The 14,973-nt window shown below is 50.3% G+C and carries 1 protein-coding gene; it reads left to right on the top strand.

Going from position 1 to position 14,973, the window contains the following annotated elements; genetic code table 11:
- Positions 1-20 precede the first annotated feature (20 nt).
- Positions 21-14,972 carry a non-ribosomal peptide synthetase gene (locus G9F75_RS08505; RefSeq protein WP_167409051.1) on the top strand — a complete coding sequence of 4,984 codons (14,952 nt, stop codon included), beginning with the start codon at positions 21-23 and terminating at the stop codon, positions 14,970-14,972.
- The last annotated feature ends 1 nt before the right edge of the window (position 14,973 follow it).

Genomic DNA, 14,973 nt, shown 5'->3' with positions numbered 1-14,973 from the left:
GATGAAATGGAGGCAGCTCTATGAAAAGTGATATGAAGGCAAGCGGGTTACTCAAGCCATCTGTCAGCTATGGAAAATCATTGCGGCTTTCAGCGGATCAGCCGATGACGATTCCTGAAATCCTGCACAAAACCGCCGCGGCAGCGGGAGATCAAAAGGGCATCACATATATTCAGCCTGACGGCACCAAAGTGTACCAGACTTACAGCGGCCTGAAAAAGATCGCTCTTTCGATTGTGAAAGGGCTCCGCCAATCAGGAGTGAAGGCTCAGGATGAAGTCATATTACAGCTCAGTGACAATTCCCAGCTGATTCCTGCTTTTTGGGGCTGTGTTTTTTTAGGAGCGATCCCGGTTCCGCTTGCGGCCGCTCCGGCTTATACAGAAATGAACAGCGGGACGCAAAAACTGAAAGATGCCTGGATGCTGTTGAATCAGCCGTATGTCATCACAAGCCGTGACGTGCTGCCGGAGATGACTGAATGGGCGGAGGAGCAGGAGCTTTCCGGGTTTTGCGCTTTGGCGGCAGAAGATCTCAGTGCGCACGAAATGGATACGGACTGTCATCATCCCCGTCCGGAAGATTTGGCGATGCTGCTTTTGACCTCGGGAAGCACGGGCACGCCGAAAGCCGTGATGCTCAGCCATGAAAACATCGTCTGCATGGTCAAAGGAAATATTCAGATGCAGGGCTATACAAGTGAGGATGTCACGTTTAACTGGATGCCTTTTGACCACGTCGGCGGCATCGGAATGCTTCATCTGCGTGATGTTTATCTCGGATGTGAGGAAATCAACATACCGAGCGAATCCATTTTGATGGACCCTTTAAAATGGCTCGACCTGATTGATCATTACCGCGCTTCGGTCACGTGGGCCCCCAATTTTGCCTTTGGACTGCTTGCCGATTTTGCAGAAGAGATTCAAACGCGGAAATGGGACTTATCTTCCATGCGTTACATGCTGAACGGCGGGGAGGCCGCGGTTGCGAAAGTCGGACGCAGAATTATGGAGCTTTTAGAGCCGCACGGTCTGCCGGCTAATGCCATCCGTCCCGCATGGGGAATGTCCGAAACGTCTTCGGGCGTTATTTTCTCAGATGAGTTTACACTGGAAAACACGAGTGACGACGATCGTTTCGTCGAGATCGGTCTGCCGATCCCGGGATTTAATATGAGAATTACGGATGACCGCAATCAAGTGGTGGAAGAAGGAGAAATCGGCCGCTTCCAAGTGTCCGGTCTGACTGTAACGAGCGGATATTATGAGCGCCCGGACTTAAATGAGAGTGTCTTTACAGAAGACGGCTGGTTTGAAACGGGAGATCTCGGATTTCTGCGTGAAGGCCGCCTGACGATAACGGGGCGCACGAAAGATGCCATCATTATCAACGGTGTGAATTATTACAGCCATGCCATTGAATCAGCCGTTGAGGAATTGCCGGAAATTGAAACGTCTTATACAGCGGCATGCGCCGTCCGGCCGAATCAAAGCACGACAGATGAGCTGGCGATTTTCTTTGTGACATCTGTTCCGTTGGATGAGAACCGCATGACGAAGCTTCTTCATCACATTCACCAGCACGTGACACAGAGAATCGGCGTTACCCCTGATTATCTGCTTCCGGTCGCAAAAGAAGACATTCCTAAGACGGCGATCGGGAAAATCCAGCGCACTCAGCTGAAACATTCATTCGAACAAGGGCAATTTGATTCTTTACATAATAACAGACAAGAAGTCGGCAATTCAGACACGGCTTCTGCAGAGAAAGATATTGAACGGGATTTTATCCGTTTTCTGAAAGAGGAACTTTCCATCGCAGATGAGCTCGTTGATCCAAATACGCCGTTTCAAAGTCTTGGCGTCAATTCCATCAAGATGATGAAACTCGCCAGATCAATTGAAAAAACGTATCACATCCGGCTGACGGCAAGAGAGCTGCATAAAAACCCGACGATTGGCGCTTTAGCGGCTTATACTGCTGAAAAAGCGGCAAACATGTCAGCGGAGCATCATTCCCAAAAAGCCGAACCGCCGGCAGAACGGGAGAGACGGCAAACGGCGCCAGCGCTTTCAGAAATCCAAAAAGGGCTGTGGACATTGCAAAAATTGTCGCCTGAAACGACTGCATACCATGTCCCGCTCTGTTTCCGATTCACATCCGGAATCGACAAAGAGAAACTGAAACAGGCGTTTCAGTTCGTATTAAAGCAGCATCCGATGCTCAAAAGCGCGGTGAATGAAACAGACGGCGGGTTTTATTTCAGAGAAGCGGCAAATCCTTTTGTATTCTCGGAAGAAGATATTTCTGACGTCAATGAATCACAAATATCCGCTCTGATACGGAAAAAAGTGAAAGAGCCGTTTGTCAAAGAAGGCGGGCCTTTGCTGCGCGTGCAGCTGCTTTCAAAATCCGCCGAGGAACATTATCTTTTGACGGTCATTCACCACATCGTATTTGACGGCATTTCATCCATTACATTTATTCACAGTCTGCTGGATCGTTATCAGGCGCTGCTGGAGGGAAAAGAAGAGTTTACGGCCGCCGTTCCCGGCATTCATCCCGATTTCGCGGCTTGGGAAAAGCGGTATTTAGCGGGGGAAGAAAGCAAAACTGACCGCGCTTACTGGATGAAACAGCTTGGGGGCGATCTGCCTGACCTTCAGCTTCCGCCGATGCGCACGGACAGCAGTGTTCCGGAGTTTACAGAAGATACGCTGACACGCCGTCTTCCCGAACGGCTGCTGAATAATATAACGGCGTTTGCCGCATCCCGTTCGATTCATTTGTCTACCGTCATGCTGAGCTGTTACATGGTGCTTTTAAGCAAATATACGGATAAGGAAGATATTGTGACAGGCATGCCTGCAATGGTCAGACCCGAAGAACGCTTTGACGGAGTGGTCGGCCATTTCCTCAACATGCTTCCCATACGGAGCAGAGCCGGACGAAAAGAAACATTTGCTGACTTTGTTCAAAAGGTGCAGGATGCCGTTCTGGACGGACTGGATCACTCATTTTATCCGTTCCCGAAAATGGTGCGTGATGTGCATGCGAAACCCCGGCAGAACGGTTCGCCTGTTTTCAGCAATGCCTTTTTCTATCAGAACTTTCTGCAGCATTCGAGCTATCAATCGAAGCTTGATGAATACAAGGAATTCTCCTGTGAGTTTGTAAAAGACATTCATCAGGAGGGGGAATATGATCTTGTTTTTGAAATGTGGGAAGAAGCATCAGGCATGGATCTTACGATTAAATACAGCACCGAATTATTCGACGAAGCAGGGGCGGCCAGGCTTTTCAGCCATTTTGTACAGGCTGCTGAAGCTTTGACGGCGAATCCGGATATGCCGCTTGAGAACGTTTCTCTCATGACAAAAAGAGAGGAGCACATGATTCTTAAGACTTGGAATGAGACAAGCCGTGAATATCCGGATGCCTGCTTCCATGAATTATTCGAACGTCAGGCGGCAGAAACACCGGACGCTTGTGCGGTCGTGTATGAACAGCAAAGGCTGACGTACCGTGAGCTTGATGAAAAAAGCACGAAGCTGGCGCTCTATTTGCAGGCGCACGGTGCAGGCCCTGATGATCTCATCGGCATTTATACAGACCGTTCATTGCATATGGCTGTCGGCCTTCTCGGCATTTTAAAAGCCGGGGGAGCGTATGTGCCGCTTGATCCTTCTTATCCCGCTGACAGATTGGAATATATGATCACCGACAGCAGGATTTCAATGTGCCTGACGACAGCTGATTTAGAGCACTCTTTGAACTGGGGAGGCGTGCAGACAACTGCCATTGACCGCGATTGGTCTCATATTGAAAGTACAGCCGCGGAAAGAACGTCGCTGAAGCGGTTAGTGACACCTGACGATCTGGCGTATGTCATTTACACGTCGGGCAGCACGGGCAAACCAAAAGGTGTCATGATTCCGCACCGGGCGCTGACCAACTTCTTAATCTCGATGGCGCATGAACCGGGGCTTTCGTCCGAAGACAAACTGCTTGCCGTCACGACATATTGCTTTGACATCGCGGCACTGGAGCTGTACCTTCCTTTAATCAAAGGAGCGGAGTGCAACATCTGTAAGACAGAAGTCACAAAAGACGCACGGAAGCTGAAAGAGCTGATTCAAGAGTACAAACCGACGATCATGCAGGCGACGCCGTTTACATGGAAAATGCTTTTTCATTCCGGATGGTCAAATGAAGAAAAAGTGAAAATCCTTTGCGGCGGAGAGGCGCTCAGCGAACAATTGAAGCAGCAGTTTCTCGATACGAAAAGTGAGGCTTGGAATATGTTCGGGCCGACAGAGACGACAATCTGGTCCGCGGTGCAGCGTATCACGGAAAATGAGAGCGCGCTTACGATCGGGCGCCCGATCGCCAATACCCGTGTGTATATTATGGATTCCGGTCTCAACCCTGTTTTAGAAGGGGTGCCGGGAGAACTTTGTATTGCGGGAGACGGATTGGCAAGAGGGTATTTCAACAAGCCTGAGCTGACAGATAAAGTTTTCGTCAGCCACCGGCTCGAACTGGGATCAAAGCTTTATAAAACAGGCGATATGGCGCGTTTTCTCCCCGGCGGCCGCATTGAATACATGGGACGGATGGACACCCAAGTCAAAATCCGCGGCTACCGGATTGAACCCGGAGATATTGAGAGCCGGCTGAATGCCCATCCGGCCGTACAGGAAAGCGTAGTGGTTGTGAACAATCACTCCGGAAATGAAAAGCTTTGCGCGTTTTATATTCTGAAAAACGGAGAGCCGCTTCCGTCTGCAAAGGAATTGCGCAATCATTTGAAACAAGCGCTGCCGGCCTATATGACGCCAGCTTCTTTTATCCGTCTTGAAGAGCTTCCGCTCACACCGAACGGAAAAGTGGACCGCAAGCTTCTTGCTGCGCGCGATCTGACGGAAAAGCAGCCGGACACACAAACATTTTCATCATCTCATATCCAGCAGGCGGTACTGGCGATTTGGCAGGATGTATTGAAAAGCAAAGATATAGAGCTTGATGACCGCTTTTTTGATGCGGGGGGAGATTCGCTTCTTGCCGTGACTGTCACTGACCGGATGACGCAGGAACTGGATTGTGAATTCAGCGTAACGGAGCTGTTTGAATACGCGACGGTAAAAGACATCAGCCGGTACATCATAGAACAAAAACCGAAAGAAGCCGTTTTGGCTCCTGTGCCGCAAAAGAAAGTGAATACAGAAGACCGGGAACACCCGGCCGGAGAATTTCCCGATTATTACAAGGACAGCCTTGCGGTTATCGGTATATCCTGTGAATTTCCGGGAGCGAAAGATCATTATGAATTTTGGAATAACATCAAAGAAGGCAAAGAAAGCATCACCTTCTTTTCAAAAGAAGAGCTCCGCCGATCCGGTATTTCTGAAGAACTGGCTGATCATCCCGGCTTCGTTCCGGCTAAATCAGTTTTAGAGGGGAAAGAAATGTTTGATCCCGGTTTCTTCGGCTTTTCACCGAAAGATGCGGAATATATGGACCCTCAGCTGAGAATGCTTTTGCTCCATTCATGGAAGGCAATCGAGGATGCGGGATATATCTCCAAAGAAATTCCGGAAACAAGCGTGTATATGTCTGCCAGCACTAACTCTTACCGCAGCCTGCTGCCGGAGGAGACGACAGCACAGCTGGAAACGCCGGATGGCTACGTGTCATGGGTGCTTGCCCAAAGCGGTACGATTCCGACGATGATTTCTCATAAACTCGGGTTGAAAGGGCCGAGCTATTTTGTCCATGCCAACTGCTCATCTTCGTTAATCGGCCTGCATTCGGCTTTTCAAAGCCTGCAGTCCGGCGAAGCCAAGTACGCCCTTGTCGGCGGTGCGACCCTTCATACGGAATCAAGCGCCGGATATGTTCATCAGCCGGGGCTGAATTTTTCAAGCGACGGGCATATTAAAGCGTTTGACGCGGCTGCTGACGGAATGATCGGCGGTGAAGGAGCCGGCGCCGTGCTCTTGAAAAAAGCGTCTGATGCCGTTAAAGACGGCGACCATATTTATGCGCTGCTGCGCGGAATCGGCGTCAATAACGACGGAGCGGATAAGGTCGGATTTTATGCGCCGAGCGTCAAAGGACAGGCTGAGGTCATTCAGAAGGTCATTGATCAGACGGGCATCCATCCCGAAACGATCGCGTACGTCGAAGCTCACGGCACAGGAACAAAACTCGGCGATCCGATCGAACTGTCCGCACTTCAATCGGTGTACGGCCGATATACAGATAAAAAACAATACTGCGGCATCGGTTCAGTCAAAACAAATCTCGGGCATTTGGATACAGCGGCCGGAATGGCGGGCTGCATCAAGGTTGTCATGAGCTTATATCATCAGGAAATCGCGCCGAGCATCAATTACAAAGAGCCGAACCCGAATCTTCATTTAGAAGACTCTCCGTTTTACGTAGCGGAAGAAAAGAAAGAGTTAACCCGTGAGAACACAGCGCACCGCATGGCTTTAAGCTCTTTCGGTCTTGGCGGAACAAACACACACGCGATTTTTGAACAATATCCGGATGCATCTGAAGCAGCAGACGCTGCCGGTCCGTTCATCATTCCGTTGTCTGCCAGAAAAAAAGATCGCCTGAAGGAGTACGCAAAACAGCTGCTGGCTTTTCTGGAAAGAAAAACGGACGCCGACCTCGCTGATCTTGCCTACACGTTCCAAGTCGGAAGGGAAGCGATGGAAGAGCGCGCGGCCTTTATCACAAGCGGCACTGCGGAGCTGAAGCGGCAGCTTGCCGATTTTATCAATGATAAGCCGGCTGTAACAGGCTGCTTCAGAGGAGAAAAACAGCAGGCGAAAGATATTGCCTGGCTTTCTGATGATGATGACAGCGCTGAACTCATTGAGAAATGGCTTGCGAAAGGAAAAGGACCGAAGCTCTGTGAAATGTGGAGTAAAGGTGTCGCCATTAATTGGCACAAGCTTTACAAAGACAAGCATCCGAAACGAATCAGCGTGCCGGTCTACCCGTTTGCAAAGGAGCCGTACTGGCCGAAAAAAGCAGAAAAGAACACATCTGCCGCACACACCGGAGTCTCAGTTTCACACCCGCTCGTGCAGCAAAATACGTCAGATTTGGCCGTTCAGCGGTTCAGCTCACGGTTTACAGGCTCAGAATTTTTCCTGAAGGATCATGTGGTCAGGGAAAAAGCTGTGCTGCCGGGAGCGGCATATTTGGAAATGTCTTATGAAGCGGTAAAACGGGCGCTTGGCGGCTTATTAAAAGACCAAGACAGAATAACGCTCCATCATACCGTCTGGATGAAACCGATCGTCGTTCACGAACAAGAGCGCCAGGTCCATATTGCGCTGTTCCCTGAAGAGGACGGCATCATCTCATATGACATTTACAGCATAAACGCTGACGATGAAGAAGTGCTGCACAGCCAAGGGCGTGCCGAAATCATAAAGGCTGAACGAGAGCCTGAGAGAGACCTTTCTGCCATACAAAACAGATGCACAGCGGACATTCTTGATCCGGCGGTCTTTTATCGGGAAGGCCGGAGCAGGGGGATGTTCCACGGAAAAGCCTTCCAAGGCATTAAGTCCGCCTTTATCGGCGAGAAAGAAGTGCTTTCGGACATACAGCTTCCGGATTCTGTTTCTCATACGAACGGACAATTTACGCTTCATCCGAGCATCATTGATTCGGCTATTCAGACGGCGACGATCTGCATTATGCAGGAGTTTTCCGGACAAAAACTGATTCTGCCGTTTGCGCTGGAATATCTTGAAGTCGTCAAAGCATGCACGCCGATTATGCGGGCGCATGCACGCTTCAATGAAGGATATCAAACCGGTGATTCCGTGCAGAAAGCCGACATTGACCTGTTCGACGAAACAGGAGCGCTTTGCGTGAAGGTGAGAGGATTCTCTACGAGAGTGCTTGAAGGCGATGCAGAATCGGCTCAGCGGCTATCAGGCTCGGAAAAGGTCTTGTTTGCACCGGTCTGGAAAGAAGCTGCCGCATCCGAGAAAGCTTCTGTCCATGCTGATGAGCATTTGATCATACTTTGTGAAGATGCCTGCCGTATAAAAGATGAAGCGGCATCCGGCCTGAAAGACGCCGAACTGCTGATTGCAGAAGGTGAGGGTGAAACAGCCGCTGAACGCTTCCAAAGCTACGCGCAGACAATCGCCGAACACATCCGGCGGATCATCAGCGAAAAAAGGCAGGGCCGCATTCTGATTCAGACCGTTATTTCAGCAGACGGCAGCCAGCAATTGTTTGCGGGGTTAACAGGTTTGTTAAAAACAGCCGAGCTGGAATACGGAAAACTTGACTGTCAGCTCATCGAAATGGAATCAATCGGTGAAATGCCGGCTGTCGCTCAAAAACTGAAAAACGACAGTCATCGGCCGCATGATAAACATATCCGTTATAAAGGAGACAAACGGTATGTGAAGGCTTGGGAAGAAGTGCATCCCGCAGGGGGCGGCACCGTCTGGAAGGACGAAGGCGTATATCTGATTACCGGAGGGACAGGAAGCCTGGGGTTGATGTTCGCAAAAGAAATCGCAGGTCGCGTTAAACACCCGAAAATCATTCTGACCGGCCGCTCAAATCTGACAGAAGCCAAACAGCGTGAGCTTGCTATGCTTCAGCACTCGGGCGCAAATGTCGTCTACAAAAAGCTGAATGCGGCAGACCGGCGGGAAAATGAAGCGCTGATAAAAGAGATTACGGCGGATTTCGGAAAGCTTAACGGAATTATTCACGCTGCGGGAGTGATACAAGACCGCTTCCTGCTGCAAAAAACGAAGGAAGAGTTCAGGGAAGTGCTTGATCCGAAAGTGATCGGAACCGCTTATTTAGATGAAGCCAGCAAAGACTGCAATCTTGACTTTTTCGTATTGTTCTCCAGTGTTTCCGGCATTCTCGGCAATATCGGGCAGGCTGATTATGCCGCAGGCAACGCGTTTATGGATGCGTACGCCGCTTACAGGCAATCCCTTACGGAGAATGGCCTGCGGCACGGAAAAACGGTCGCCTTTAACTGGACGCTGTGGAAAGATGGCGGTATGCAGGCGGGAGACGAGACGGAGAGAATGATGAAAAAAGCTTTCGGCATGGTTCCGCTTCAAAAGGCGTCAGGCCTGGCTGCTTTTTATGAAGGAATGGCTCAGGAAAAGCCGCAGCTTTTAGCAGCTGAAGGACACGCAGCAAAATTAAAACAGTCGTTCCTATCCGTTTCTGAAACTGAAAAGCCGCAGGTGGAGAAAATAGAGCCTGTATCCGCCGTTTCGGGAGACAAATGGCACGGTGCGCTTATCCGATTGGTCAGTTCAATTTTAAAAGTCGGCCAAGACGAGATTGATATTGATACGGAACTGAGTGAATACGGTTTTGATTCGGTATCCTTTACCGTCTTTACGAATCAATTAAATGAAGCGTATCAGCTGGAACTGGCGCCGACGATCTTCTTCGAACACGGGACGATCCGCAGTTTAGCAGAGTATTTGACGGATGAGGCAGAAGCCGGCCTTCCTTCTCAGCCGGAAGAAAAACACGATGCAGAAGAATCTCTTCAAACGCTTCAGACCGCTTTGACAGACATGGTAAGCGGCATTTTAAAAGTAGACCGTGAGGACATTGAGACAGATACGGAATTGAGTGAATACGGTTTTGATTCCGTATCCTTTACCGTCTTTACGAATCAATTAAATGAAGCGTATCAGCTGGAGCTGGCGCCGACGATTTTCTTTGAGTACGGAACGATCAGCGGTCTCGCCGGATATTTGGCAAAAGAGCATCCGGGCCGTTTCGGCGAAAAGAAGAAAGAGTCTCCGAAAAAAGAGCAGCCAAAAGCCCAAAAATCGAAAATGCAGCGGAAAAAGCGCTTCGCAACGGTAATGAACGCTGCGGCAGCGACACAAGAGCCGCGCCGCTTGGATACGGTTGCCATTGTCGGAATCAGCGGCCGATTCCCGGGCGCGAAGGATATAGAGGAATTTTGGCGCAATTTGAAAGAAGGAAAGGATTCGATCACAACCATTCCGAAAGAACGCTGGGATTGGCAAGCGTTTGATGGCGACCCGAATCTTGAAGGGAACAAAACGAATATCAAGTGGGGCGGCTTTATCGACGGAATAGCTGAATTTGATCCGCTGTTCTTTGGGATTTCACCGCGGGAAGCCCAATATTTAGATCCGCAGCAGCGGCTGTTATTGACTTATGCATGGCGGGCGATAGAAGATGCGGGCTGTAAGCCGGAAAGCCTTTCCGGCACAAATACGGGCGTCTTTATCGGCACCGGAAATACCGGTTATAAAGATTTGTTCACAAGGGCAGGTCTTGCGCCGGAAGGACATGCGGCGACAGGCAGCATGATTCCTTCCATAGGTCCGAACCGTTTGAGCTATTTGTTAAATCTTCACGGGCCAAGTGAGCCGATTGAAACGGCATGTTCAAGCTCGCTTGTGGCGATTCACCGGGCGGTATCCGCTATAGAAAACGGAGAATGCGACATGGCGATTGCCGGGGGAATCAACACGATTCTGACGGAAGAAGCGCATATCAGCTACAGCAAAGCAGGCATGCTCAGCAAAGACGGAAAATGCAAAACCTTCTCCAAAGATGCCAACGGGTATGTCAGAGGAGAAGGCGCGGGAATTCTGATGCTGAAGAAACTGACAGATGCAGAACGTGACGGCAATCCGATTTACGGCGTGATCCGCGGTACGGCTGAAAACCACGGCGGCCGGGCGAATACGTTAACCTCGCCGAATCCGAAACTGCAGGCTGATTTATTGGTGAAAGCATACCGGAAAGCGGGAGTGGACCCGAGCACCGTCACTTATATTGAAGCGCACGGTACAGGAACGGAATTGGGCGACCCGATTGAAATAAACGGTTTGAAAGCGGCGTTTCACGAGCTGGCGAAAACAAATCAAGAGCCTGAAGTCTTCGGTCACCGCTGCGGCATCGGTTCGGTCAAAAGCAATATCGGCCATTTAGAGCTTGCCGCGGGAGTATCAGGCGTCATGAAAGTGCTTTTGCAAATGAAGCACAAAACGCTGGTGAAAAGCCTGCATTGCGAGACGATCAATCCGTACATTCAGCTCGATGACAGTCCTTTCTACATCGTGCGGGAAAATCAGGAATGGACGGCAGCAAAAGATAGAAACGGAAATGCCATTCCGCGCCGGGCCGGGGTCAGCTCATTTGGCATCGGCGGGGTCAACGCCCATATCGTCATTGAAGAGTATGTCCCGAAAGCAGCCGCTCAGCCTGAGCACAGTCCGGAAAATCCGGCAATCATCCTTTTGTCCGCCAAATCAAAAGAAAAATTGTTTGAACAGGCGCAGCAGCTGCAAAAAGCGATCCGTCAAACGCCGTATACAGATCAAGACTTGGCGGGCGTCGCTTATACGCTGCAAACCGGAAGGGACGAAATGGAAGAGCGCTTAGCCATTCTTACAGCGACGATGGCGGAATTGGAAACAAAGCTGGAAGAATTTACAAAAAATGAGAAAAACATCGCCGGGCTGTATACCGGCCAGTCTCATCGCAATAAAGATACGTTTGCCTTGTTCACGGCAGATGAAGATATGGACATCGTCATTGACGCCTGGATTAAAAAAGGCAAATTCGCCAAGCTGGCAGAGGTATGGGTGAAAGGCGGCGTATTGAATTGGAACCGGCTGTATGAAAAGGGTACGCCGCGTTTACTCAGTCTTCCGTCTTATCCGTTCGCAAAAGACACGTATTGGGTGCCTGAGAATCCTGACAAAAAGAAGGTCCATACAGAGGAACGGATGAAACGTATTCTGACGAAACAATGGGAACCGAGCCCGCTCGAACTGGGTGAACCGTGCGCACGTTCCGTTGCGATTTTGACAGGCGGGGACACGATCAATCTCGCAGAAGAGATCGCAGCGCATATGCCGAATCACCGTATCATCACCGCATCAGACCTTACCGGTGAATATGACTGGCAGGCGTTTGGCGGCGTTATCGACCTTCTCGGCGCAGCGAAAGAAGAAGCTTCTGAAGATATGACCGGTATCAAATGGCTTCAGCAATTGATTGAGCATGGGCATAAAGAAGGGATGACACTGCTTTGTGTCACGAAAGACCTTGAGTCACTAGATAAAGAAGCCAATCAAACAACAGGAGCAAAACGGGCCGGTCTGTACAGAATGCTGGCATACGAGTACGGTCACCTGTCTTCAAGGCATCTCGACCTTGAAGGAGCGCTTTCGGATGACAAACTGGCGAAGCAGATTGCCGATGAGTTTCATGCCCGCACTGATGACGCGGAAGTTTGCCGGAGGGACGGCTTGCGCTACCGCGCTGTATTAAGCGGCTCAGAAAACATGGATATGAAAGGTGAAAGAATTGATTTTCCGGACAACCATGTGCTTCTGATCACCGGGGGTACGAGGGGGATCGGCCTTTTATGCGCACGCCATTTTGCCGAACATTACGGAGTGAAAAAACTGGTGCTCACAGGCCGTGAGACCCTTCCGCCGCGAAGTGAGTGGACGGGCGGACTGAATGGGGTGACGGCTTCTGTAAAAGCGAAAATTGAAGCTGTTCTCGACTTGGAATCCAAAGGTGTACAAGTGAAGGTATTGTCAGTCCCGTTAGCTGATGAAGCCGGGCTGAGACAGGAACTGAGTCAGATAAAACAGACGCTCGGACCTATCGGCGGCGTGGTTCACTGCGCGGGTGTGACCGATAAAGAGACGCTCGCATTCATCAGAAAAACCGATGAAGACATACAGCGCGTGCTCGAGCCGAAAGTAGACGGGCTTCAGGCGTTATACAGTGTGCTCAGCGAAGAGCCGCTGAAGTTTTTCGTCTTGTTCTCTTCCGTGTCAGCTGCGATACCGGCGCTTTCGGCAGGACAGGCCGACTATGCCATGGCCAATGCGTATATGGACTATTTTGCAAACTCATACAAAGAGCAGCTGCCGATCGTAAGCATTCAGTGGCCGAACTGGAAAGAAACCGGAATGGGCGAAGTAACGAACAAAGCTTATAAAGAGAGCGGGCTATACAGCATCACGAATGCAGAAGGATTACAGCTCCTTGACGGTCTACTTCTTGAATCAGCAAGGGGCCCGGTGCTGCCCGCCGTTCTGAATCCTAAGCTGTGGAAGCCGGAGCGATTCCTGCGGCGGAGCAGGCAGGATCAGCCAATGAGTCCGGCTATGGTAAAACCGGCGGAAAAAACCGCTTATACTGACGCAGACAACGCTCAATTAACAAGGAAAACAGAAGAATGGCTGATAGAATTATTTTCTGAAGAGCTGCGGATTGACCAGGATCAGCTTGAGACAGACGTATTATTCCAAGATTACGGAGTGGACTCCATTATCCTTGCTCAGCTTCTGCAGCGGATCAACCGGAATCTCTCGGCATCGCTTGACCCGTCCATTCTGTATGAATATCCGACGATTCAATCTTTCGCAAATTGGCTTCTCGAAGGATATACAGAAGTTTTGTCGGAACTGTTTGGTTTGGCGGCGGAGCCTGTTATGAACAAGCCGGCTGAGCCGGTGATTGAAACACAAGCCGTTAAGGTGCAAGAAGAGCCGGCCGGAAAACAGATTCACCGGGAAGATATCGCGGTCGTCGGCATGTCCTGCCGGTTTCCGGGGGCGGATTCTTTAGAGGCGTACTGGTCGCTCTTGGCTGAAGGCCGTTCGGCTATCGGTCCTGTTCCGGCTGAGCGATGGGGTTTGAAGACGCCTTATTACGCGGGAATGCTTGATGGAATTCATCAATTTGATCCGGACTTCTTTTTACTGGCTGAAGAAGATGTAAAGGCAATGGACCCTCAAGCTTTGGCCGCTCTGGAAGAATGCCTTAACCTGTGGTATCACGCTGGCTATACGCCGGATGAGATAAAGGGAGAAGCAATAGGTGTGTATCTCGGCGGACGCAGCCGTCACAAACCGGGTGAAGAGAAACTGCTGGATGCGAAAAACCCGATCGTCGCGCTGGGCCAGAATTATTTGGCCGCCAATCTCTCTCAATATTTTGATATGCGCGGCCCGAGTGTTGTCCTCGATACGGCTTGTTCTTCTGCTTTAGTCGGAATGAATATGGCCGTGCAGGCTCTTGTAACAGGAGAAATAAAAGCGGCCGTCGTCGGCGGGGTGAGCCTGTTTGAATCAGAAGAAACCCATAAATTATTTGAACAGCGCGGCATATTAAGTAAAGCGCAGTCGTTCCATGTATTTGACGAACGCGCCGATGGAGTCGTGCTGGGCGAGGGTGTCGGAATGGTTCTATTAAAAACCGTGTCTCAGGCGATTGAAGACGGAGATTCTATTTATGCCGTAGTGAAGGCGGCATCCGTCAATAATGACGGAAGAACGGCAGGCCCGGCTACGCCGAGTCTGGAAGCGCAAAAATCCGTCATGAAGACGGCTCTTGAAAAAAGCGGAAAACAGCCGGAAGACATTACTCATATTGAAGCGAACGGTTCAGGCACGGTCGTGACGGATCTGTTAGAACTGAAGGCCATTCAATCCGTCTACCGTTCAAAAGACGCCGGCCCGCTCGGAATCGGATCTGTGAAACCGAACATCGGGCACCCGCTTTGCGCGGAAGGAATTGCAAGTTTCATAAAAGTTGTTCTCATGCTGAAAGAAAAGAGCTTTATCCCGTTTTTATCAGGCGAGCATGAAAATACACATTTTGATAGAGAAAAGGCCAATATTCAGTTCAGCCGCACTCTGGCAGACTGGCCGTCACCAATACCGGCGGCAGGAATTAACTGCTTTGCCGACGGCGGAACAAACGCCCACGTCATTGTGGAAGCGTGGCAGGAAGACGAAGGGCGCCCAATCAAGCGCCATCCTTTAACACCGCCTGCATTAAATAAGCGGCTGATTTCGCCGGACAGCAAAGAAGAAACGAACGAAAAAGCTGCGGCAAACATCTGGGATACCTATGAAGTGGAGGTTTAAC

This window comes from Bacillus sp. EKM208B (genome assembly GCF_011800725.1).
In the GTDB taxonomy this organism is placed as follows: Bacteria; Bacillota; Bacilli; order Bacillales; family Bacillaceae; genus Bacillus; species Bacillus velezensis.
The sequence above is the reverse complement of the archived record's forward strand: the minus strand, read 5'-3'. Positions and strand labels throughout refer to the sequence as shown.